This window comes from Ralstonia sp. PBBBR1 (assembly GCF_002256165.1).
Taxonomy (GTDB): domain Bacteria; phylum Pseudomonadota; class Gammaproteobacteria; order Burkholderiales; family Burkholderiaceae; genus Ralstonia; species Ralstonia thomasii.
In genome coordinates this window covers 24,714-48,332 of the sequence record NZ_NKIL01000016.1, presented here as the reverse complement: position 1 = coordinate 48,332, position 23,619 = coordinate 24,714, and the positions used below count along the sequence as shown (strand labels likewise).

Genomic DNA, 23,619 nt, shown 5'->3' with positions numbered 1-23,619 from the left:
ATGCTCGTCAACGCGCAGTTGCGCCGCGTCGCCATCCTTGGCGGTAACCGCATTCCGTTCGCCCGCTCGAATACGGCCTACGCTACCGCATCGAACCAGCAGATGCTGACCGCCGCGCTGCAGGGCCTGATCGACCGCTTCAACCTGCACGGCCAGCGTCTGGATGAAGTCGTGGCCGGAGCGGTCATCAAGCACGCGCGCGATTTCAACCTGACGCGCGAAACGGTGCTCTCCACCACGCTCGCCAAGCAGACGCCCGCTTACGACATCCAGCAGGCCTGCGGCACGGGGCTGGAAGCCGCCATTCTCGTTGCCAACAAGATTGCACTGGGGCAGATCGACGTGGGCATTGCCGGCGGCACGGACACCACCTCCGATGCGCCCGTCGGCCTGAACGAAAAGATGCGCAAGATCCTGCTGGAGGCCAACCGCGCCAAGTCCACAGGCGCGCGCGTCAAAGCGCTGGCCGGCCTGCGGCCGTCGATGTTCGTGCGCCCGCTGCTGCCGCGCAACAGCGAGCCGCGCACCGGCCTGTCGATGGGCGAACACTGCGAGCTGATGGCCAAGCGCTGGGGCATCCGCCGCGAAGACCAGGACGCGCTGGCCCTGCGCAGCCACCACAACCTCACGGCCGCCTACGAGCGGGGCTTCTTCACCGACCTGATGACCGCCCACCTGGGGCTTGATCGCGACAACAACCTGCGCAGCAACTTGACCATCGAGCAACTGGCGAAGCTGCAGCCGGTATTCGACCGCAGCGCGGCCGGCACCATGACGGCCGGCAACTCCACGCCGCTCACCGATGGCGCATCGTGCTTACTGCTTGCCAGCGAAGACTGGGCGCGCGCACACAACCTGCCCGTGCTCGCCTACATGACCTGCGCGGATACGGCTGCCGTCGATTTCTTCAGCGGCACGCCGGAGCAGAACGAAGGGCTGCTGATGGCGCCGGCCTATGCCGTCTCGCGCATGCTGCAACGCGCGGGGCTCACCCTGCAGGACTTCGACTACTACGAGATCCACGAAGCCTTTGCCGCACAGGTGCTCAGCACGCTGGCGGCCTGGGAATCGCCTGAATACTGCCGCGAAAAGCTCGGCCGCAGCGCCCCCATGGGCAGCATCGACCGTAGCAAGCTGAACGTGAATGGCAGCTCGCTTGGCACGGGCCATCCGTTTGCCGCCACGGGCGGGCGCATTGTCGCGACGCTGGCCAAGATGCTGGCGCAGCGCGGCAGCGGGCGTGGGCTGGTGTCGATCTGTGCCGCTGGCGGCCAAGGTGTCGTTGCCATTCTGGAGCGCCCCGAAACGATGTCGCACTAAACCGCTCGGGCCAAAACGGGAACGGCCCGGGTCTACCAAGATTCAAAAACCCGCGCGGCACACAATAAAACCACGCCGCGTTTTTCATGGACGGAGACACCATGAACACCGTTGCCGACCGCAACAGCCTTACCGACCGCATCTGGCTGAAGTCGTACCCCGAGGGCGTGCCCGCCGAAATCAACCCCGATCGCTATCACTCACTGGTCGAGGTGTTTCGCGAATCGGTGGAAAAGTACCGCACCCGCATCGCCTACGTGAGTGTCGGCACCGAAATGACGTACGACGAGTGCGAACGACAAGCGAAGCAATTTGCAGCGTGGCTGCAATCGCGCGGCGTGAAGAAGGGCGACCGCGTGGCGATCATGCTGCCCAACAGCCTGCAGTACCCCGTGTGCCTCTTTGGCACGCTGCTGGCCGGCGCCATCGTCGTCAACGTCAACCCGCTGTACACGGTGCCGGAACTGGCGCACCAGTTGCGCGACTCCGGCGCGCAGACGATTGTCGTGCTGGAGAACTTCGCGCGCACGCTGGAGCAGGCTTTGCCCGGCAGCCAGGTGCGCAACATCGTCATCACCGGCATCGGCGACCTGATGGGCGGTGCGCTCAACCTCAAGGGCCGCGCGCTGAACTTCGTGATGCGCCACGTGCAGAAGCAGGTGCCACCCTACAAGCTGCCCTCGCCGGTCTGGCTGCGAGATGCGCTGGCCGTGGGCGGCTCGCGCACGATGCAACCGGTGCAACTGGCGCCGGAAGACATCGCCTTCCTGCAATACACCGGCGGCACCACGGGCGTGGCCAAGGGCGCGATGCTCACGCACCGCAACATCATCGCCAACCTGCTGCAGGCAGAAGAGTGGTCCAAGAGCATGCTCAACGGCGGCGTGGAAACCAACGTCACGCTGCTGCCGCTGTATCACATCTTCTCGCTCACGGTGAACCTGCTGATGTTCATGACGCTGGGCGGGCGCAATATCCTGATCGCCAATCCGCGTGACACCAAGCGCGTGATCTTCATCCTGCGCAACGAACGCTTCTCGGGCATTGCGGGGGTCAACACGCTGTTCAACGCACTGCTGGAAGATCCGGACTTCGCCAAGCGCGACTTCTCGGCCATGAAGATCACCATCGGGGGCGGCATGGCGGTGCAGCGTGCGATCGCGCAGCGCTGGAAAGAAGTCACGGGCCACACCATCGTTGAAGGCTACGGGCTGACGGAATGCTCGCCCGTCGTCTCGATGAACCCGCCGCACGTGACCGAATTCAGCGGCACGATCGGGCTGCCCGCGCCGTCCACCGAAGTGCGTTTCAAGCGCGACGACGGCACCATCGCGCCGCTGGGCGAACCCGGCGAACTGCAGGTGCGTGGGCCGCAAGTCATGCGCGGTTACTGGCAGCGCCCGGAGGAAACCGCCAAGTCCATCGACGCCGAAGGCTGGTTCTCCACCGGCGACATCGGGGTGATGGACGCCAACGGCTACATCCGCCTGATCGACCGCAAGAAGGACATGATCCTGGTCTCGGGCTTCAATGTGTACCCGAACGAGATCGAAGACGTGGTGGCGCTGCACCCCGACGTGCTGGAGGTGGCGGCCATTGGCGTGCCCGATCCGGTGGCCGGCGAGCGCGTGAAGATCATCGTGGTGCCGCGCACTGGCGCCCTGACCGAGCCCGCGCTGCTCGAACACTGCCGCGCCCATCTGACCGGCTACAAGATGCCGCGCATCGTTGAGTTCCGCCACGAAGAGCTGCCCAAGTCGACCGTGGGCAAGATCCTGCGCCGCGAGCTGCGCGATGCCGATCCGGACATCAAGCGCGCCCGTGCACAGGCGCAGCAATAACGCCAACACCGGAGACCTGCATGCATTTGCGTACCCTCGCCCTGGCCACTGTGTTGGCCGGCGCCGCACACGCCTGGGGCCAGCCTGCCGCGCCGGATGCTTCCGCGCCTGCCGCGGCCGCACAGACCGCCGCCCCGACCGCCGCATCGCAATCGGCGGCCATCGGCAGCTTTGCCGCGATGGATATCGCCAGGCAGACGGTTTGGCTCGGCAGCCAGGTCAACGCCAACGCGTTTGCGGGCTGGTCCGACGAAGACGTCCTGGCCATGGCGCATGCCATGAAGCCCGAAACGCTGGTGCGTTGGCTCAAGGCCGAAGTGGCCAAGCTGCCTGAGTATGAATACCGCATGCGCCGCCAGGAACGCGTGAAAGACCAGTGGCAAAGCCAACCGGCGCTCATGCTCATCCGCTACCGCAACGCCCCACGGCAGGTCTACGCGCGCTGGCTCAAGGGCGGCGCGCACGCCGGCCAGGAAATCATCTACGACGAAACCGTGCGCAAGAACGAGATGTATGGCCACCTTGGCGGGCTCGTCGGCTTCGTGGCGATCTGGAGTGCGCTGGATGGCTCGCTGGCCAGATCGCAGTCGAACCACACGGCGCGGGAGCTTGGGCTGCAGTTCATCGTCGATACGGTCGAGCGTGACGGACGCGCCCACGTGGCAGCCGGCGGCAGCGGCAAGTTCAACGAAGCCAAGATGGTGACCGAAGACGGTGAACGCATGCTGCGGCTGACCTGGGATACGCCAAGCGGTCCGCCCACGTTCTACGCCAAGCGCGTGCGCCTGTATTTCGACCTCAAAAACCCGTGGGTGCGCATTGAAGAAGCGTGGGACGAATCGGGCAATCAGCTCGAGAAAATCGTCATTGAAAGCGTGACGCGCAAGACCTGGAACGACCAGACTTTCAACCCCAAGAATCCGGAATACAAGTTTTAGACCGCCGCCCGAAGACCGTTGTGGGCCAAGGCTCCGCCGACCGGCGGAGAGTATGAAATGAGACTAGGGGAAACCCCTTGTTGCGTGCGTACACGCTAGAGGAAAACTTCGGTCATCGCAGCGCAACCGAACAAAAGCGCTGCGCTATGCTGCGGAAACACAAATCGCCACACCAAGGCGTGATAACAATCCAATCCAGAGAGACAACCACATGAACCGCACCGCCCGCCGCCTTGCTGCAGCCATTGCCTGCGCCGCCGCCAGCACCCTTGCTGCCCCCCTGGCTCACGCCCAATCCACCGCAGAGGCCAACGTGGCCGCAAGCGCCAGCAATGGCAGCGGCAGTGGCATGAGCAGCGGTGGCGGTGGCGGCTTCAGCGGCTTCATGGACAACTACGTCTGGGGCCGCAACGTCATGGCGCTGGGCTGGTTCTACATCCGCCCGATGGATTCGGCCACGCCGCTGACCACCACCACCAGCGCGCTGGGCCTGGGCACCTACCAGTCGCCAGGAACTGACGTGAAAGTCAGTAATGCCAATACGCTGTCGCTCACGTTCACGCACTTCTTTAACGACAACATCGCCGGTACGTTCGTGGGTGGCGTTCCGCCCAAGTTCAACCTGTACGGCAGCGGCAATGTGATCGCGCCGGTGCCGGTGGTCGGGCCGCTGACGCTAGTCAACCTGGGCCTGCCGCAAAACAACCCGGTCGCCACCGTGCGTGAATGGAGCCCGGCGATCGTCGCGCAGTACTACTTCGGCACCAAGGAAAGCAAGCTGCGCCCGTTCGTCGGCGCAGGCGTCAGCTACAACTTCTTCACCAACCTGAAACTGAACCAGAACTTCGTCAACGGCCTGCAGAACCTGGGGCAGGTGCTGCAGTTGGGCATGGGCCAGGTTCCGACTGGCCCGGCCAAGGTGACGGCGGAAACGTCGAGCTCGTGGACGCCGGTGGCCAACGTAGGCGTCTCGTATGAGTTCGCCAAGAACTGGACCGCCATCGGCACGGTGTCTTACCTGCCGCTGAAGACGACCTCCACCATCACGATCCGCAGCCAGCAAGGCCAGGTGCTGGCGGTCAACAAGACCGACATCAAGGTCGACCCGATCGTGTTCGGCTTGGCTGTGGGCTACAAGTTCTAAGCCGCACAATTGCTCCATCGCAAGACGCCACCTCCGGGTGGCGTTTTTCATTGGGGCGCGACCCGATATCATGGCGGACTACTACGACGCGCCGTTTGGCGCGCCGATTTCCGGATTCCTCGCCCCGAACCCACCTCACATCCATGAGCCAGCCTTCCATCGCCATCGTCGGAGCCGGCATTGCCGGTGTTGCCTGTGCCAACGCGCTTGCCGCAGAAGGCATTGCCACCACGGTCTATGAGCGCGCCGGCGGTGTCGGGGGCCGGCTGGCTACCACGGTGCTGCCCGAGTCCGCCCCGGCGTATGCGTTCGACCATGGTGCGCAGTCGTTCAACGTGCGCAGCGAGGTCTTCCGGCGCGCGGTGGATGCCGCTGGCCGTCAGGGCTCGGTGCTGCCGTGGCCCGCGCGCTGGGGCCATCGCACGATCGACGCCCTGCAAGCCGACTCGCGCGACGAAGCCCGCTACGTCGGCCTGCCCGGCATGGGCGCGCTGGTGCGCAGCCTGGCCGCGCCGCTGGATGTGCGCTTCGGCCACGCCGTCACGCGTGTGGCGCACGATGGCCGGCGCTGGACGATCGAGCGCAATGGCACCGACGCCGCGCATGCCGACATCATCGCCCTGGCCCTGCCCGCGCCCGAACTGCCGGCGCTGTTTCATGGCGCCACGCCAGCCTCGCTGCAAGAAGCCATCGCGCCGGTGCACTACGCCCCGTGCTGGGCGCTGATGATGGGCTTTGCGCAACCGCTCGGCTTGCCGTATGACGGCATCCGCATCGACGACGACGTGCTCGCCTGGGCCGCCCGCGACAACAGCAAGCCGGGCCGCGTCATGGTCGATGAATCCTGGGTGGTGCATGCGTCGCCGGGCTGGTCGGCCGCACATGCCCAGGACACCCCCGAGCAGGCGCTGCACGCCATGCACGCCCGCTTTGCCGAAGCCTTCCCGGGCACGCCTCAGCCCGATGTGATGGCCGCGCACTTGTGGCCGCACGCGCTGGTCGAGCAGTCCGCCGGTGTGCCCTGCCACTGGGACGCCGCCGCCCGCCTGGGTGCCTGCGGTGACTGGTGCGAAGGCCCGCGCGTGGAAGCCGCGTTCCTGAGCGGTATTGCGCTGGCCGCCAAGATTGCCGAAGCGCTATAAGACTTCGCCCCGGAACGCTACAATACCGGGTTGTCTCGTGTTTCGTGTGCCGGGTCGCTCACCCGGCGGTGGCTTTCTCCTGACGATGCCATGCGCACCCGACGCCAAGTCCTCGCCCTCGCTGTTGCTGCCGTTGCTGCGGCATCGGCGCCGCTGCTGTCTCACGCGCAAGTGCTGCGCAACATTCCGGCAACGGCCCCGGCGGCCCAATTGACCATCAACTCGGCCAACGGCGGCACGCTGAGTACCGGCAGCACTGGCATCGTGCGCATCCTGTTGTTGGGCTTCGGGAGCAGCAGCGCTGACATCCGCTTCGCCCCGGGCGTGCGGATCCTGTCGCTGGATGGGCGTTTGCTGCCGACTTCTTCGGTGGTCGGCCAGACGTTCAAGGTGCGCTATCAGCTCGACTTGTATCAGCAGTTGCTGACAGCCTGGGTTGTCAGCGATGACGATTACAAGGCTGCGGTGGCGGCACAAAGTCAGGCGCAAGCGCAGTCCCAGTAGTCAGAACGCCCCACGAAGCACGTGCCCCCAGGTCAACCACTGTGAACGGCACATGAAAAAAGTCTTCATCAAAACCTACGGCTGCCAGATGAACGAGTACGACTCGGACAAGATGTCCGACGTGCTCAACGCGGCTGAAGGTCTCGTCCCCACCGACACGCCCGAAGATGCGGACGTGATCCTCTTCAACACATGCTCCGTACGCGAGAAGGCGCAGGAGAAAGTGTTCTCCGAACTCGGCCGCGTGAAGGCACTCAAGGCGCTCAAACCGGATCTCGTGGTCGGCGTAGGTGGCTGCGTGGCCAGCCAGGAAGGTGCGTCCATCGTGGCGCGCGCCCCTTACGTTGACGTGGTGTTCGGGCCGCAGACGCTGCACCGCCTGCCCGACCTGATCGCAGCACGCCGCCGCACGGGCCGCTCGCAGGTCGACGTGTCCTTCCCCGAGATCGAGAAGTTCGACCACCTGCCGCCCGCGCGCGTGGATGGCGCCAGCGCCTACGTGTCAATCATGGAAGGCTGCTCGAAATACTGCAGCTACTGCGTGGTGCCGTACACGCGCGGCGAGGAAGTCTCGCGCCCGTTCGACGACGTGCTGGCCGAAGTGGCCGGCCTGGCCGAACAGGGCGTGCGCGAAGTCACGTTGCTGGGCCAGAACGTCAACGCCTACATCGGCAAGATGGGCGACACGAGCGAGCGTGCGGATTTCGCGCTGCTGCTCGAATACGTGGCTGAGATTCCGGGTATCGAGCGCATCCGCTACACGACCAGCCACCCGAAGGAATTCAGCTCGCGCCTGATCGAGGCCTATGCCACCAACCCGAAGCTCGTCGACCACCTGCACCTGCCCGTGCAGCACGGCTCCGACCGCATCCTGATGGCGATGAAGCGCGGCTACACGGTGCTCGAATACAAGAGCAGCATCCGCAAGCTGCGCGCGATCCGGCCGAACATCTCGATCGCCACCGACTTCATCGTCGGCTTTCCGGGCGAGACCGATGCAGACTTCGCCAAGACGATGGACCTGATTCACGAGATCGGCTACGACACCTCGTTCAGCTTCATCTACAGCCCGCGCCCGGGCACGCCGGCCGCGAACCTGCACGACGATACGCCCCAGGCCGTCAAGCTCGAACGCCTGAAACACTTGCAGGCGACCATTGAAGAGAACGTGGCGCGCATCAGCCAAGGCATGGTCGGCAGCGTGCAGCGCATTCTGGTGGAAGGCCCGTCGCGCAAGGATCCGACCGAACTGCACGGCCGCACCGAGAACAACCGTGTCGTCAACTTCGCCCTGCCCGATCTGCCGCAAGCGCGTCGCGACCAGCTGATCGGCCAGATGCTGGACGTGCGTATCGTGCACGCGTTCCCGCATTCGTTGCGTGGCGAAGTGGCCGAACAGCGTACGGCCAGCGCGACTCACTGATCATCAACACGACCTGACTTGATGAAACCCACCATCGCAGAATTCACAGCGCCCAGGAACGACAACACGCGCCTGCAGAACCTGTGCGGGCCGCTGGACGAAAACCTGCGCCAGATCGAGCAGGCCCTGGACGTGACCATCAACCGGCGCGGTAGCAAGTTCACCGTGCGGGGCGCCAACGCACAAGGCGCGGCCAACGCGCTGGAGACGTTCTACAACGCCGCACGCGACCCGCTGTCGGTGGACGATATCCAGCTTGGCCTGGTGGAAACCCGCCAGGTGGCTGCGCACGGCGCTTACCTGCCGGAATCGAGCGCCGATACGCCTGACGGCAATGACCTGTCGCCGGTGCTGCATACGCGGCGCACCGATCTGCATGGCCGCACACCAATGCAGCGCGCGTATTTGCGCAACATCCTCTCGCACGACCTGTCATTCGGCATCGGCCCGGCGGGTACGGGCAAGACGTATCTCGCTGTGGCCTGCGCGGTGGATGCGCTGGAGCGCGACGCCATCAAGCGCATCGTACTGACCCGCCCGGCGGTGGAAGCCGGCGAACGCCTGGGCTTCCTGCCCGGCGATCTGGCGCAGAAAGTCGACCCATACCTGCGCCCGCTGTACGACGCGCTGTACGACCTGCTCGGCTTCGACAAGACCCAAAAGATGTTCGAGCGCCAGATGATCGAGATCGCACCGCTGGCGTACATGCGCGGGCGCACGCTCAATCACGCCTTCATCATCCTGGACGAAGCCCAGAACACCACCCCGGAACAGATGAAGATGTTCCTCACGCGGATCGGCTTCGGCTCCAAGGCGGTGATCACCGGCGACACCACGCAGATCGACCTGCCGCGCGGCCAGAAGAGCGGCCTGATCGAAGCGCAGCACGTGCTGCGTGACGTGCGCGGCGTGGCGATGACGCGCTTCACCAGCGTCGACGTGGTGCGGCACCCGCTGGTGGCCCGCATCGTCGAGGCCTATGACGAATTCCATGCCCAGCATAAAGATGCATAAGGACGCCTGAACGTGGCTAAAGCAAAAACCGATACCAAAGCAAAAACCAAGAAGACCCAACCCGCGGCCGCCGAGTCATTCGGCCCGCGCGTCGACGTGTTCGACGCCCAGGGCAAACCCAGGACGGTGGATGCAAGCGCACTGCGCATTGCCTTTGCCGATGGCCGCAGCCTGATCCTCGGTCTGCCGAATACCGTGGATGGGCCGATCACCCTCGTTGCCGAGCACGCCGACGCCGACATGCACGCCATGCTCTCGCTGCGCCCCGAGCATCACGACAGCATCACGTTGCGCATCGAAACCCAGCCCGCCGAATTGGCCGACTCCACGGAAGAAGCCTTCGACGACGACACCGCCGGCGCCGAGATGCTCACGCTCGACCTGACCGTGCAGTACGGCGATGAACTCAAGGCTGCCGCTCGCAAGGCGCTGCCCAAAGAACGCGACATCGAGGCGTGGATCGCCCCCGCGCTGTTTGCCGATGCGCAACTCAACGTGCGCTTTGTCGGCGAGGAAGAAGGTCGCACGCTCAACCGCACCTACCGCGGCAAGGACTACGCGACCAACGTGCTGACCTTCTCGTACGCAGAGAGCGCAGAAGACCCGGTCTCGGCCGACATCGTGCTGTGCTGCACGGTGGTCGAAAAGGAAGCGAAGGAACAGAAGAAGCCGCTGCTCGCGCACTACGCGCATCTGATCGTGCACGGCGCGCTGCACGCCCAGGGCTACGACCACGAAGACGCGGCCGATGCAAAGGAAATGGAAGGCATCGAAACGGAGATCCTCCGCGACCTCGGTTTTGCCGATCCGTACGCAGATCGTTAAAGCGCCACGCGCTTGATGCTCAGACGCCGGCTTCGCGCCGGCGTTTTGCTTTTTCATGTTCCATTCTTGCAGCATGCCGTTTCAACGGTGAATCAACCCGCATTGAAGAAAACCCAGTCCTGACAACGGTTTCCGGGTTTTCCTCCGCCATTCGGCGCATGCTCGCGCCGTTCGAATCGCGCATACACGTCGCACAGGCCGTCCGCCATCCGGGACCCTTGCTGCTCTCCGTATGGCGCATGGGTTTTGCCGTAGAGATTTCTATCCTCCACGCATAAGCCGCCGCTCGAGCGCGCTTCACGAATTCGGCGCAAACGAGCGCCATCGGCCAGCCCGCGCACAGACGGGCAAGGCCACCGCGGGGAGGTCATCATGCGTCAACGCTTCATGGACAGCATTCCGTGGACCACGCTGCTGGTTGGCGTGGGTGTCGGCACGGCGCTCGCGGTCACGCCGCGCATCGCACACGCTGATCACAAGCAATCGTGCTATGCGGGCATCGTCGTCGTATTCGACGGTGCCTGGCATCCGGGCGCGGTGGTCGGCTGCCGCACGGTCAACATCTCCGACAGCAACAACGTGGTTGGCGCCGAGGTGAACCTCATGGTCGCGCAAGGCACCATCCGGCCGCGCGTGCAGGCGGTGGTCGGCAGCACAAGCGTGCAGGCGCTCATCGGCGGCGGATACGACTTTGCGAGCAGCAAGGCGCTGGTGGGCGTCGGAGCCACGGGCGACCACTGGCTCGCCGGCGTCGACATGGAAATCGCCGGACGTTGGACAGCCTACGGCGGCGCGAGCACGCTGGGCCGGTATCACAGCAATTCGCATCCCGCAGACCCGGCACCGGCGGCGACAACGCCGACTGGCAACAACGACGCACCGCCCCCCAGCGGCAACAACACGCCGCCGTCCAAGCCCAGCCCGACACCGGCCCCCGCACCCGGTGCGTCGCCCAGCCCTGGCCCCACGCCGGCACCAACACCGAGCCCCGGGCCTAGCCCGTCGCCGACTCCATCGCCTAGCCCGACTCCGAGCCCAACACCGACACCCACCCCGACGCCGACGCCGAGCCCATCGCCCGTCCCATCGCCGTGCGTAAGTTGCCACGGAGGCGGCCACCACCACGGGCACGACCATGATCACGACCACGATCATGACCACAGCGGCGATCACGATCATGGCGGCGATCGCAACCACGGTGGCGACCACAATCATGGCGGCGACGGCAGCCACGGCGGAGACCAGGACCGCGGCGGCGAGGGCGGGCACGACTGACCGCTTTCCCCTCGGCAGATCGACCGTCTTAACGCGCCCGAGCCCGGCCTCCAGATGTGAAATAAACCGCACTTCTGGAGACCTGGCAGCCACCCTGCGTCATCGGGACGGCTGGGCTTTTGGTGTATGCTGGGCCGATGTTTAACGACGCGCGACCGCGCCATGAATGATCCGTATCCCAGTCCGAAGCCAGCCGACAAACCCCGTACGCTGCTGGAACGCCTGACCGACCTCATCTCGCCCGAGCCCGAATCACGGGCCGAGTTGCTCGAAATCCTCCAAGACGCCCATGCGCGCAGCCTCATCGACGCCGACTCCCTGTCGATGATCGAAGGCGTCTTCCAGGTCTCAGATCTGTGTGCGCGCGACATCATGATCCCGCGCGCGCAGATGGACGCGCTCAACATCGCCGACGCACCGTCAGAATTCATCCCCTTCGTGCAGGAAGCCGCGCATTCGCGCTTCCCCGTCTACGAAGGCAGTCGCGACAACATCATCGGCATTCTGCTCGCCAAGGATCTGCTGCGCTTCTATACCGATGAAGACTTCGACGTGCGCGACATGCTGCGCCCGGCCGTATTCATCCCCGAATCCAAGCGACTGAACGTGCTGTTGCGAGACTTCCGCGTCAACCGCAACCACATCGCCATCGTCGTTGACGAATACGGCGGCGTGGCAGGCCTCATCACCATCGAAGACGTGCTGGAGCAGATCGTCGGCGACATTGAAGACGAATACGACTTCGATCAGGAAGAAGACAACATTCTGCCGACCGCCGATGGCCACATGCGCGTGCGCGGCCTGACCGAAATCAGCCAGTTCAACGAAGCCTTCGGCACGCATTTCTCCGACGAAGACGTCGATACCGTGGGCGGGCTGCTGTCCAACCACCTGGGCCGCGTGCCGCACCGGGGCGAAAAGATCGTCATGGGCACGCTGCAATTCGACGTGCTGCGCGCCGATGCGCGCCAGGTGCAGGTGCTGCTCGTGCGCCGCCTCACCACGCCGGCCGGCGGCAATGCCACAGCCGACACCTCTGGTTCTCACCCCGCCTGATCCCTCCGTGCCCGCTCAGTTCTCTTCCCCTGCCGCACCATCCCGTCGGCAGGATGCCCAAGCTGTGCCGCTCGCGCGGCTGCGTTTCGCGATGCCGCTTGCAGCGTTGCTTGGCGTCATGCATACGCTGTCGTTTGCACCGAACCACTGGTGGTGGCTGCAGATCCTCTCGCTCACGGGGCTGGCCGCGCTCGTGCAGCGCGCCGCGCGCCTGCGTGAAGCGGCGTGGGTCGGATATGCGTTCGGGCTCGGCTGGTTCCTGTCGGGCGTCTGGTGGCTCTATATCAGCATGCATGTCTACGGCGACATGCCGGCGTGGATGGCCGCGCTGGCAGTGCTGCTGTTTGCCGGCTACCTGGCGCTGCATCCGGCGCTGGCGGTGTGGGCATGGCAGTGGCTGACGAGACGCGGGCGGTGGTCCGGTACCGCATCCGCGCTCATATTTGGCGCGGCATGGGCCGTCACGGAATGGCTGCGCGGCACAGTCTGGACGGGCTTCCCCTGGATCAACGGGGGCTACGCGCACACCGATGGCCCGCTGGCCGGCTACGCGCCGCTGGTGGGCGTATACGGCATCGTGCTGATCGCCGCCGTGCTGGCTGGCCTGCTGTGCGTCGCGGCCGAGCGCCGCCTGCATTGGCTGGCGGGCATCGCGGGTGCGCTCCTGCTGGTGGCCGGCTGGCCGCTGCACGGCATTGCGTGGACGCAGCCGGTGGGCAAGCCGATCTCCGTGCGTCTCTTGCAGGGCAACGTGCCGCAGGACGTGAAGTTCCAGCAAACCGGCATCGAGCGCTCGCTGGAGCTGTACACCAAGATGGTCACCGAGAAGCCCGCGCAACTCGTGGTCACACCCGAGACGGCCTTCCCGATCATGATTCAGGAGATGCCGCAGGAGATCGCGCTGGCCCTCCGCACCTATGTGGATACCACCGGCTCCAGCGTGCTGTTCGGCGCCGCCAGCGAGGACTCCCGCGTCGATTACACCAACAGCGTGTTCGGCATCGGCCCGCAATTCCAGGGCGTGTACCGCTACAACAAGCACCACCTCGTGCCGTTCGGCGAGTTCATCCCCTTCGGTTTCCACTGGTTCGTCAACATGATGAACATGCCGCTGGGCGACTTCCGGCGTGGCCTGCCCGTGCAGCCGCCCATGGCGGTGGCCGACCAGCGCGTCGCACCCAACATCTGCTACGAAGATTTGTTTGGCGAGGAAATTGCCGCCTCGCTGCGGCATGCGGATCAGCCCGCCACGATGCTCGCCAACGTGACGAACCTGGCGTGGTTTGGCGACACGATCGCACTGGATCAGCACCTGCAGATCTCGCGCATGCGCGCCCTGGAAACGGGCCGTCCGATGCTGCGCGCCACCAACACGGGCGCGACCGCAGTGGTGCGGCCGGACGGCAGCGTACAGGCGCGCCTGCCTGTCTTCACGCTCGGCACATTGCAGGCTGACGTGCAAGGCACGCAAGGTCTGACGCCATTCGTGCGGGCCGGCAACGCACCCGTGCTGGGCCTGGGCGCGCTGGTTCTGCTGGTGGCATGCGTACGCCGCCGTCGGACATCGGCAGATTGATCGTTCAGCGTCCGGAGGGCTTTCGAGCCACTTTCCGGAGCCGCTGACAAAAAACGCTAAAATTCAACGTTTTACGGCGGGCACGGAGCCAGGCGCTTCTCGTGCCCGCCGCTGCATTCCACCGTCGCGCGGCGCAACGCATCGTTCCGTGCCGCCACGGACCAACGGGTACCACCATGCTCACCTTCCAGCAACTCATTCTCAAGCTGCAGTCGTACTGGGACGCCCAGGGCTGCGCCCTGCTGCAACCGATCGATCTTGAAGTCGGCGCCGGCACGTCGCATGTGCACACCTTCCTGCGCGCGATCGGCCCCGAGCCGTGGCGAGCCGCCTACGTGCAACCGTCGCGCCGCCCCAAGGACGGCCGCTACGGAGAGAACCCGAATCGCCTGCAGCACTACTACCAATACCAGGTGGTGCTCAAGCCGGCGCCGGAAAACATCCTCGACCTGTACCTCGGTTCGCTGGAAGCGCTGGGCCTGGACCTGAAGCAGAACGACGTGCGCTTTGTAGAAGACGACTGGGAGAACCCCACGCTCGGCGCCTGGGGCCTCGGCTGGGAGGTCTGGCTCAACGGCATGGAAGTCACGCAGTTCACGTACTTCCAGCAGGTCGGCGGCCTGGACTGCAAGCCGGTGACCGGTGAGATCACCTACGGCATCGAGCGCCTGGCAATGTACCTGCAGCAGGTCGAAAACATCTATGACCTGGTCTGGACCGAGTGGGAAGAGCCGGGCCCGAACGGCCCCGTGAAGCGCCGCCTGACCTACGGCGACGTCTATCACCAGAACGAAGTCGAGCAATCGACCTACAACTTCGAGCAGGCTGACACGACCGTGCTGTTCCGCCGCTTTGCCGAGCACGAAGCCGAAGCCAAGCGCCTGATGGGCGTGCGCGCAGAAGGTGATGCCGCTGCCGAGGGCGACGCACCTGTCGTGCAACTGGCCCTGCCCGCCTACGAGCAAGTGCTCAAGGCCGGCCACACCTTCAACCTGCTGGACGCACGCGGCGCCATTTCGGTGACGGAGCGCGCGGCCTACATCGGCCGCATCCGCAATTTGTCGCGCCTGGTCGCGCAGGCTTACTACGATTCGCGCGAGCGCCTGGGCTTCCCGATGTGCGGCACGGCCGCTGCCGCTGTCAAGACCACGGAGGCCGCATGACGGCCAACCGAGCACGGCGTGGCCTGGCGCTGCTGACGGCAGCGTCCATCGCCGCGCTGACGCTACCGGCGAGCGTTGCCCAAGCGGCGCGGCATCGCACGTCCAAGCCGGCATCGGCGGAGAAGGTTTTTGTCGTGCCCAACACTTTGACGCAGCTTTGCGTGGCCGATTCCAAGCCGCTCCAGCAAGCGCTGAGCGCGGCCTGGACGCCGCCGCCGCCGTCGCTCGATCAATGGACGAGCCTGGTGCGCACGATGGCCTGCGACCTGTCCGGCGCACGGGACCTCGGCTGGCATCGCGTACCGTTGCGCACGTATGCGACGGCACTGCGCTTCCCGCTCACGTGGGTGGAGTGGCAAGGCACCGGCGTCAAGGCACAGCGCCGTGCGCGCGTGTTCCGATCGGCGGGGCAGTTGCCGAGCCGTCTGGAATTCAATGTGTCCGGCACGCTGCAAGAAGTGCGGTACGACGCGCGACGGGGCTTGCTGTCGGCCCGCTTCCTGCGCCGCGATGCTGCCGTGCCTGGCACCACGCCCGCGCCGATTGCACCGCCCCCGCCGCCGGGTCAGTGCGCCGGCACGCAATTGCAGTTTCAGCAGCAGAACGGCGTGTGGCTGCTTTCGGGCGTGGAACCCGTGCCCGGCTCGCCCTGCTGATCACTGAACCGAACCACACAACGTACCGCCGCACCTGATCTGAACACCAAGCGGCGCAGAACAACGACGTCACCGATTCAAACGCTATGTCCACCCTCCTGATCGAACTGCTGACCGAAGAACTGCCGCCCAAGGCGCTGGCCCGCCTCGGCGAGGCGTTTGCACGCGGCCTGTTTGACGGTCTGTCGGCGCAAGGCCTGCTCGAAGAGGGCGCCGCCGTAGAAGGATTTGCCACGCCGCGCCGCCTGGCCGCATCGATCACCGGCGTGCGCCGCACCGCGCCCGATCGCGAACTGCGCGAGAAGGTGCTGCCCGTGACCATCGCCTTCGACGCCGAGGGCAAGCCCGCAGCGCCGCTGGTCAAGAAGCTGGCCGCGCTGGCCAAGACCGTGGGCGTGGAGGCCATCGCCGCTGAATCGCTGGAACGCGGGCCCGACGGCAAGGCCGAAGCGCTGTTTTATCGCTACACCGCACGCGGCGCCGTGCTGGCTGACGGCCTTCAGACTGCACTGTCGCAAACCATCGCCAACCTTCCGATCCCGAAGGTGATGACGTATCAGCGCCCGAACGGCGAGAACGTCCAGTTCGTGCGCCCCGCCCACAAGCTGATTGCGCTGCTCGACAGCGAGGTCATCCCCGTCAGCGCGTTCGGCCTGCAATCGGGCAACGTGACGCTGGGCCACCGTTTCCTGTCGGCGGGCGAAATCGTCATCCAGGACGCCGCGTCGTATGCGAGCACGCTGGAGTCGCAGGGCAAGGTCATCGCCGGCTACGGCAAGCGCAAAGAGGCCATCCGCGCCGAACTGCTCAAGACCGCCGGCGCCGATACGGTAGTCATGCCCGAAGCGCTGCTCGATGAGGTGAACGCGTTGGTCGAATGGCCCGTGGTCTACCCCTGCCATTTCGAGGAAGCATTCCTCGCCGTACCGCAGGAGTGTCTGATCCTGACCATGCAGACCAACCAGAAGTACTTTGCGCTGACCGACGCGCAGGGCCATCTGCGCAACCGCTTCCTGATCGTCTCGAACATCGCCACGGATACACCCGAGGCCATCATTCAAGGCAATGAGCGCGTGGTCCGCCCGCGCCTGGCCGACGCGCGCTTCTTCTTCGAGCAGGACAAGAAGAAGCCGCTGGCCGATCGCGTGCCGCTGCTCTCGCGCGTGGTCTATCACAACAAGATCGGCACGCAACTTGAGCGCGTGTCGCGCCTGCAAGCCATTGCCGGCCAACTGGCCGAGAAGCTCGGCGCGGATGTGGCGCACGCCTCGCGCGGCGCGCTGCTGGCCAAGGCCGATCTGCTGACCGACATGGTGGGCGAGTTCCCCGAGCTGCAAGGCACGATGGGCACGTACTATGCACGCCATGACGGCGAACCCGACGATGTGGCGCTGGCCTGCTCCGAACACTACCAACCGCGCTTTGCCGGCGATGCGCTGCCCAGCACCGCCACCGGTACCGTGGTGGCGCTGGCCGACAAGCTCGAAACGCTGGTCGGCATCTGGGGCATCGGCCTGCAACCCACGGGCGAGAAAGACCCGTTCGCGCTGCGCCGCCACGCGCTGGGCATCCTGCGCATGCTGATCGAGAAGCCGCTCGCGCTCACGATTGACGATGCACTGCAGATCGCCGCTGCCAGCTTCGACGGCATCGCCGCCGTCAAACCGAACCTGGCCGCCATCACCGACTTCCTCTACGACCGCCTGCGCGGCTACCTGAAGGACAAGGGCTACAGCACCAACGAGGTCGAAGCCGTGGTGAGTCAGCGCCCGCAGCGCCTAGACGACATCGTCGCGCGCCTAGAAGCCGTACGCGCCTTTGCTGCCCTGCCGCAGGCCGAGGCACTGGCGGCCGCCAACAAGCGCATCACCAACATCCTGAAGAAGACGGACGTGGCCATTGGTGCCGTGCAGCCGCCACTGCTCAAGGAAGACGCCGAGCGCGCGCTGCACCAATCCGTGGTTTCAGCGGAACCGCAGGTGCACGACGCCTTCGCACGCGGCGATTTCACCACTGCGCTCAAGACGTTGGCCGGTCTGCGCGAAGCGGTCGACACCTTCTTCGACGGCGTGATGGTGATGGCCGACGACACCGCGCTGCGCGACAACCGCCTGGCGCTGCTGGCTGAACTGCACGGACTGATGAACCGCGTGGCGGACATCTCCAAGCTGGCCGCCTGATCGGCACCCCAAGCACCGTTCGGAGCCCACCATGCCCCACGTTCCCAAACTGGTGATTCTCGACCGCGATGGCGTCATCAACCGAGACAGCGACCAGTTCATCAAGTCGCCCGACGAGTGGATCGCGCTCGAGGGCAGCCTGGAAGCCATTGCCGAACTGAACCAGGCGGGCTACCAGGTGGTGGTGGCAACCAACCAGTCGGGCATCGGACGCGGCCTGTTTGAGGCCGCCGCGCTCAACGCCATGCACGAGAAGATGTACAAGGCGCTCGCCACCTACGGCGGGCGGGTTGATGCCGTCTTCTTCTGCCCGCACACCGCCGCCGATGCCTGCGAATGCCGCAAGCCCAAGTCCGGCATGCTGCGCGAGATTGCACGCCGCTTCGACGTGGACCTCACGGGCGTGCCGGTCGTTGGAGACTCGCTGCGCGATCTGCAAGCCGGCGTCGAAGTCGGCGCCGTACCGCACCTCGTACTGACCGGCAAGGGCACCAAGACCCGCGATGCCGGCGACCTGCCCCCGGGCACCCAAATTCACGAGGACCTGCGTGCGTTTGCGCGTGCGCTGCTGTCCCCCGCGCCCCAGGGCACGCCCACGCGCGCCCCTTGAATTCGCCCCCAATGACTTTTATCCGTTCGCTGCTGTACCTGGTTTTCCTGATTGTCTGGACGCCGATCTATGCGGTGGCCTGCTTCATCGTGTTCCCGTTCATGAATCCGGCTCGCCGGTTCTGGATGGTGTCGGGCTGGACCAAATCCGCCATCTGGATGGCGCGCTGGCTGCTCGGCATCCGTTGGCAATACCAGGGCTGGGAGCACATCGAAGAAGCCGTCGCCACCAACAAGCCGGTGGTGCTGCTCTCCAAGCATCAGTCCGCGTGGGAAACCATGGCCTATGTCGCGACCATGCCTCGGCCGCTGTGCTACGTATTCAAGCGCGAGCTGCTGTATGTGCCCTTCTTCGGCTGGGCGCTGGGCATGCTCAAAATGGTGCACATCAACCGCAAGGACGGCGCCAACGCGTTCGCCTCGGTCGCACGTCAGGGCAAGGAACGCATGGCCGAAGGCGCGTGGGTGATCATGTTCCCGGAAGGCACCCGCACGCGCTCGGGCGACCCGAAGCCGCGCTACAAGAGCGGCGGTGCGCGTTTTGCCGTGGATACCGGCGCGTGGGTCATCCCGATCGCCCACAACTCCGGCCGCGTGTGGCCGCGCAATTCGTTCCTGAAGCATCCGGGCCTGATCACGCTGTCGGTCGGTCCGGCCATCCCGACTGCAGGCAAGACCAGCGACGAACTCAACCGCGAAGTCGAAGCATGGATCGAAGCGGAAATGCGTAGAATCGACGCCGATAGCTACCGCGAGCACGCATGAAACTGCTGCGCCCACCGACTTCGCCCACCACCGCCGACAGCGTCCAGCTTGAGCTGCCGCTGCTCGCACCCGAAGCCTCGTCGCCCACGCAGCCGCCTGACGCGCCGCTCCTCGCCCCGCCCGCACTCGATTTTTCCACCGCACCGCTTGGCCCCCACCAGCGCCGCCTGACGCTGGGCGAGCGCGCGCTCATCTATAACCTCAAGCGCTCGTCGCGGCGGACCATCGGCTTTGTCATCGATGACCGCGGCCTGTCGATCACGGCACCGCGCTGGGTCACGCTCGCCGAGATCGAACACGCCATCGCCGAAAAGCAGAAGTGGATCTTCGCCAAGCTGGCCGAATGGCGCACGAGCGCCGCACGCCGCATGCTGCCGACGATGGAGTGGCAGGACGGCGCCGGATTGCCGTTCCTCGGCAAGACGATCACGCTCAAGCTGGAATCGCCCATCGGCGCATTGATGTTCGATGCCGACACCAGCATGCTGCACCTGGGCCTGCCGCACACCACCACCGAGCAGCAGATCAAGGACCGCGTGCAAGGCTGGCTGCAGACGCAGGCCCGACGCCTCTTCGGCGAGCGTCTTGAGGTATATGCCGAGCGCCTTGGCGTGCGGCATAGCGCGTATGCACTCTCCTCCGCCGCCACGCGCTGGGGAAGCTGCACCGCCGACGGCAAGATCCGCCTGAACTGGCGCCTCGTGCATTTCCCCCTCAGCTTGATCGACTACGTGGTTGCGCATGAACTGGCGCATCTCAAAGAGATGAACCACAGCCCGCGCTTCTGGGACACGGTGGAGTCGATCTTTCCTGAGTTTCGTGAGGCGCGGGAGCAACTGCGCTCGCATCCGCCGGAATACTTGCCGGCGTTCTGATTCGCCCTGCCGACGCTCCTGCGGCGGATGCGGCGGTTGCAGAGAACGCCTGTCCTGCACGCTCGGCCACACCCTCCTACAATATTGCCTTCCCCACAGTCCTCCAGGAAGGAAACCCCATGCGAATGCTCCACACCATGCTGCGCGTCGGCGACATGCAGCGCTCGATCGACTTCTACACCAAGGTGCTCGGCATGCAACTGCTGCGCACCAGCGACAACCCCGAGTACAAGTACTCGCTGGCGTTCGTCGGCTACGGCCCGGAAGCCAGCAACACGGTCATCGAACTGACCTACAACTACGGGGTGAGCGAGTACGAACTCGGCACGGCATTCGGGCACTTGGCCATCGAGGTCGACGATGCCGCACAAGCCTGTGACCAGATTCGTAACGCAGGCGGCAAGGTCACGCGTGAAGCGGGCCCGGTCAAGGGCGGCAGCACCATCATCGCGTTTGTGGAAGATCCGGATGGCTACAAGATCGAGCTGATCCAGGCGCGCTCGATGCCCGATGGCAACCGCCACTGACGCCATCCGCCGGCCGCTGGACGGCACTGCCATCGGCCTGATGGTGGTGCTGTGCATGTGCTGGGGCTTTCAGCAGGTTGCCATCAAGGTGGCGGCGCACGACGTGGGGCCCGTTATGCAGGCCGGTGTGCGCTCGGCAATCGCGTCGGTCCTGGTGCTGGCGTTTGCGCTGTGGCGCGGCACGTGCCTGTCAGTGCGTGACGGCACATTGGCCGGTGGTCTGATGGCCGGTGTGCTCTTCGGGATCGAGTTCCTGTGCATCTTCATTGGCCTGAGCTACACCACTGCCTCGCGCATGGCGGTGTTCCTTTACACCGCGCCGATCTTCACCGCCCTCGGCCTGCACTTTTTCGTGCCGGGTGAGCACCTGCGCCCGCGCCAGTGGGCCGGGATCGGCATTGCGTTTGCGGGGATCGTGCTGGCGTTCGCCGACGGTGTCCTGCACCCGGCGGCCGGGCCGTCGACCTCGCTGGGCGACGCGCTGGGCGTGGTGGCAGGCGCGCTGTGGGGCGCGACGACCATCGTCGTGCGGGCAAGCAAGCTTTCCGAAGCACCGGCAGCGAAGACGCTGCTGTACCAACTTGCCGTCTCGGCTGTGCTGTTGCTGTTGATGGCCGCCGGCACCGGCCAGGCCTTTACGGCAAACCTTACACCGACCGCGCTGGCCAGCCTCGCCTACCAATCCGTGCTGATTGCGTTCGCCAGTTACCTGACGTGGTTCTGGCTGCTGCGCCGCTACCTGGCATCGCGGTTGTCGGTGTTCTCGTTCCTGACGCCGCTGTTTGGCGTGGCGTTTGGCGTGCTGCTGTTGCACGAGCCGGTTGGACTGCGGTTTGCTCTGGCGGCGGCGCTCGTGCTGTCGGGCATCCTGCTCGTCAATCTTCGCTAAGGTCGGAAACGCTGCCGGCAATGCGATTAGCCGGCAGTGCGTTCGCCACTGCCACGAAGTCTTCCACCGACACTTCTTCTGCGCGCCGGCCCAGGTCAAAGCCAAGCGCTTCGAAATCGATCACATCGCGCAGTGCGCCCAGCGTGTTGCGCAACACCTTGCGGCGCTGCGAAAACGCCATCGTCACCACCGTGCCAAGCGCGCGCAGGTCGACCGGCGCATACGGCGATTTGTCGGCCGGCCACGGAATCATCCGCACCACCGCCGAATCCACTTTGGGCGGCGGGTTGAACGAGCCCGGCGGCACATCCAGCACCAGCTCCATGTAGTACCGCACCTGCAGCATCACCGACAGCCGGCTGAACGCCTTGCTACCCGGCGCGGCGACCATGCGGTCGACCACTTCTTTCTGCAGCATGAAATGCTGATCGCGCACGCGGTCGGCAAACGTGGCGAGGTGGAACAGCAGCGGGCTCGAGATGTTGTATGGCAGGTTGCCGACGATGCGCAGCGGCCGGCCCGCCTCCTGCAGCGAACCGAAATCGAACGCCAGTGCATCGCCCGCATGCACGATCAGCCGATCGCCGAATCGCTTCTGCAAGCGCGCGACAAGGTCTCGATCCAGCTCGACCACCTGCAGCGTGCGCACGCGCTCCATCAGCGGCACGGTGAGCGCGCCCAGGCCGGGGCCGATCTCGACAAGTACATCGTCGGGCTTCGGATCGATGGCGGCAACGATGGCGTGGATCACGCCGTCATCGACCAGGAAGTTCTGGCCGAAGCGCTTGCGGGCCTGGTGCCCTTGGTGAACGCCGGTCGTGGATCGTGCCATTGCGAACTCGAAATCGAAGAGGTGAAGGAAACTCAGGAGCGCGCGGTGTGCCGCGCCATGGCGATGGCAGTATCGATCGCCTCGATCATGCTTCCGAACTCGGCGCGGCCCGTGCCGGCCAAGTCCAGCGCCGTACCGTGGTCCACCGACGTGCGGACAAACGGCAAGCCCAGCGTGATGTTCACGCCATGGCCGAAGGTGCCGTACTTGAGCGGCGCCAAACCTTGGTCGTGGTACATCGCCAGCACGCAATCGGCATCGGCCAGCAGGCGCGGCTGGAACAGCGTATCGGCCGGATACGGACCGCGGGCATCGATTCCGCGTGCACGCGCCCGCGCGATGGCGGGCTCGATCACCTCGATCTCTTCGCGGCCGAGGTGGCCGGATTCACCCGCATGCGGATTCAACCCCGTCACGAGGATGCGAGGTGCGTTCAGTCCAAAACGCATGCGCAGGTCACGCTGCACGATGTCCAGCGTTTCGTCGAGCACCGCGGGGGTGATGGCGTCCGGCACCTCGCGCAGCGGCAAGTGCGTCGTCGCCAGCGCCACGCGCAGCATGGCGTTGTCGTGCGCCGGCTGCGGACCGGCGAGCATCATTACCACGCGCGGCGTTCGGCTGCGCTCGGCCAGGTACTCGGTGTGGCCGGTAAAAGGCACGCCTGCGTCGTTGATCGTGCTCTTCTGCACCGGCGCCGTGACCATCGCGTCGTAACGGACGCCATCTTCGGTGCCGATCTGGCAACCGTCGATGGCAGCGTCGAGCAAGTCCAGCACATAGCGGCCGTTGGCGGCATCGAGCACGCCGGCGCGCACCGGCGCACCCAGCGGGCGCTCCACGACAGTCAGCGCCGTCGAGGCAACGCGCCAGAAATCGCCCTGCCCGATCGCGTCCGCGCGTGCCTGCAGCAGCGCGGCATCGCCAATCACGTGCCACTGCACATCGGCGTAACGCGGCAATGCCTGCCGCGCCAAATGCAGCAAAGCGGCCACGGTGATGTCGGGGCCGATACCGGCGGGTTCGCCAGTGGTGATGGCAATGTTCAGCATGCAGCGCTTTCCTGCG

The 23,619-nt window shown here is 65.4% G+C and carries 22 protein-coding genes; 20 read left to right on the top strand and 2 right to left on the bottom strand.

All coding sequences use genetic code 11. From position 1 onward, the window contains the following. The 20 genes from CFE42_RS22600 to CFE42_RS22505 all read left to right on the top strand — a co-directional run bounded on the left by CFE42_RS22600 (position 1) and on the right by CFE42_RS22505 (position 21,722). Positions 1-1,320, top strand: coding sequence for an acetyl-CoA C-acetyltransferase (locus tag CFE42_RS22600; protein ID WP_004635496.1), 1,320 nt, complete (start codon positions 1-3; stop codon positions 1,318-1,320). A gap of 101 nt (positions 1,321-1,421) precedes the next feature. Continuing rightward, positions 1,422-3,161 (top strand): long-chain-fatty-acid--CoA ligase, encoded by a 1,740-nt coding sequence (locus tag CFE42_RS22595; protein WP_004635499.1) that lies wholly within the window; start codon positions 1,422-1,424, stop codon positions 3,159-3,161. Between the two features lie 20 nt (positions 3,162-3,181). Continuing rightward, positions 3,182-4,099 (top strand): DUF1571 domain-containing protein, encoded by a 918-nt coding sequence (locus CFE42_RS22590; RefSeq protein ID WP_004635501.1) that lies wholly within the window; start codon positions 3,182-3,184, stop codon positions 4,097-4,099. Positions 4,100-4,310: 211 nt separating this feature from the next. Then, the gene (locus tag CFE42_RS22585; protein ID WP_004635503.1) at positions 4,311-5,243 is read left to right on the top strand and encodes an OmpW family outer membrane protein; all 933 of its coding nucleotides are present in this window, start codon (positions 4,311-4,313) and stop codon (positions 5,241-5,243) included. A gap of 143 nt (positions 5,244-5,386) precedes the next feature. Beyond that, positions 5,387-6,385 carry an NAD(P)/FAD-dependent oxidoreductase gene (locus CFE42_RS22580; RefSeq protein ID WP_004635506.1) on the top strand — a complete coding sequence of 333 codons (999 nt, stop codon included), beginning with the start codon at positions 5,387-5,389 and terminating at the stop codon, positions 6,383-6,385. Positions 6,386-6,475: 90 nt separating this feature from the next. Continuing rightward, positions 6,476-6,889 carry a hypothetical protein gene (locus CFE42_RS22575; RefSeq protein WP_004635508.1) on the top strand — a complete coding sequence of 138 codons (414 nt, stop codon included), beginning with the start codon at positions 6,476-6,478 and terminating at the stop codon, positions 6,887-6,889. A 52-nt stretch (positions 6,890-6,941) separates the two neighbouring features. Beyond that, positions 6,942-8,312 (top strand): tRNA (N6-isopentenyl adenosine(37)-C2)-methylthiotransferase MiaB, encoded by a 1,371-nt coding sequence (gene miaB / locus CFE42_RS22570; protein WP_004635509.1) that lies wholly within the window; start codon positions 6,942-6,944, stop codon positions 8,310-8,312. Between the two features lie 21 nt (positions 8,313-8,333). Continuing rightward, positions 8,334-9,326, top strand: coding sequence for a PhoH family protein (locus CFE42_RS22565; protein WP_004635511.1), 993 nt, complete (start codon positions 8,334-8,336; stop codon positions 9,324-9,326). 12 nt (positions 9,327-9,338) lie between these two features. Next, positions 9,339-10,151, top strand: coding sequence for an rRNA maturation RNase YbeY (ybeY, locus tag CFE42_RS22560; RefSeq protein ID WP_004635513.1), 813 nt, complete (start codon positions 9,339-9,341; stop codon positions 10,149-10,151). A 372-nt stretch (positions 10,152-10,523) separates the two neighbouring features. Next, on the top strand, positions 10,524-11,426 hold the full coding sequence (locus CFE42_RS22555) for a hypothetical protein (protein ID WP_296159641.1): 903 nt from the start codon (positions 10,524-10,526) through the stop codon (positions 11,424-11,426). 162 nt (positions 11,427-11,588) lie between these two features. After that, positions 11,589-12,482 carry an HlyC/CorC family transporter gene (locus CFE42_RS22550; protein ID WP_004635518.1) on the top strand — a complete coding sequence of 298 codons (894 nt, stop codon included), beginning with the start codon at positions 11,589-11,591 and terminating at the stop codon, positions 12,480-12,482. A 64-nt stretch (positions 12,483-12,546) separates the two neighbouring features. Further along, complete coding sequence (gene lnt / locus CFE42_RS22545) at positions 12,547-14,058, top strand: apolipoprotein N-acyltransferase (protein WP_004635520.1); 1,512 nt, start codon at positions 12,547-12,549, stop codon at positions 14,056-14,058. Between the two features lie 176 nt (positions 14,059-14,234). Beyond that, a complete protein-coding gene (gene glyQ / locus CFE42_RS22540; protein ID WP_004635521.1) occupies positions 14,235-15,221 on the top strand; it encodes a glycine--tRNA ligase subunit alpha in 987 nt (328 codons plus the stop codon). Next, positions 15,218-15,877, top strand: a complete 660-nt coding sequence (locus CFE42_RS22535) for a hypothetical protein (protein WP_004635523.1) — start codon at positions 15,218-15,220, stop codon at positions 15,875-15,877. Before glyQ ends, CFE42_RS22535 begins: the two co-directional genes overlap by 4 nt. Before the next feature lie 86 nt (positions 15,878-15,963). After that, on the top strand, positions 15,964-18,057 hold the full coding sequence (glyS, locus tag CFE42_RS22530) for a glycine--tRNA ligase subunit beta (protein ID WP_004635526.1): 2,094 nt from the start codon (positions 15,964-15,966) through the stop codon (positions 18,055-18,057). Between the two features lie 31 nt (positions 18,058-18,088). Further along, the gene (gene gmhB, locus CFE42_RS22525; RefSeq protein WP_004635527.1) at positions 18,089-18,667 is read left to right on the top strand and encodes a D-glycero-beta-D-manno-heptose 1,7-bisphosphate 7-phosphatase; all 579 of its coding nucleotides are present in this window, start codon (positions 18,089-18,091) and stop codon (positions 18,665-18,667) included. A gap of 11 nt (positions 18,668-18,678) precedes the next feature. Next, positions 18,679-19,431, top strand: coding sequence for a lysophospholipid acyltransferase family protein (locus CFE42_RS22520; RefSeq protein WP_004635529.1), 753 nt, complete (start codon positions 18,679-18,681; stop codon positions 19,429-19,431). Next, positions 19,428-20,306 carry a SprT family zinc-dependent metalloprotease gene (locus CFE42_RS22515; protein WP_004635531.1) on the top strand — a complete coding sequence of 293 codons (879 nt, stop codon included), beginning with the start codon at positions 19,428-19,430 and terminating at the stop codon, positions 20,304-20,306. The genes CFE42_RS22520 and CFE42_RS22515 overlap by 4 nt, the downstream gene beginning before the upstream one ends. 119 nt (positions 20,307-20,425) lie before the next feature. Continuing rightward, positions 20,426-20,833, top strand: a complete 408-nt coding sequence (gene gloA, locus CFE42_RS22510) for a lactoylglutathione lyase (RefSeq protein ID WP_004635533.1) — start codon at positions 20,426-20,428, stop codon at positions 20,831-20,833. Continuing rightward, entirely contained in the window at positions 20,817-21,722 is a 906-nt protein-coding gene (locus CFE42_RS22505) for a DMT family transporter (RefSeq protein WP_004635535.1), read from the top strand. The genes gloA and CFE42_RS22505 overlap by 17 nt, the downstream gene beginning before the upstream one ends. On the opposite strand, the gene rsmA is transcribed toward CFE42_RS22505, so the two are convergent. Next, a complete protein-coding gene (gene rsmA, locus CFE42_RS22500) occupies positions 21,709-22,554 on the bottom strand; it encodes a 16S rRNA (adenine(1518)-N(6)/adenine(1519)-N(6))-dimethyltransferase RsmA (RefSeq protein WP_004635537.1) in 846 nt (281 codons plus the stop codon). The two genes, CFE42_RS22505 and rsmA, sit on opposite strands and share 14 nt — an antisense overlap. A 32-nt stretch (positions 22,555-22,586) precedes the next feature. Continuing rightward, entirely contained in the window at positions 22,587-23,603 is a 1,017-nt protein-coding gene (pdxA, locus tag CFE42_RS22495) for a 4-hydroxythreonine-4-phosphate dehydrogenase PdxA (RefSeq protein WP_004635539.1), read from the bottom strand. Positions 23,604-23,619 lie beyond the last annotated feature (16 nt).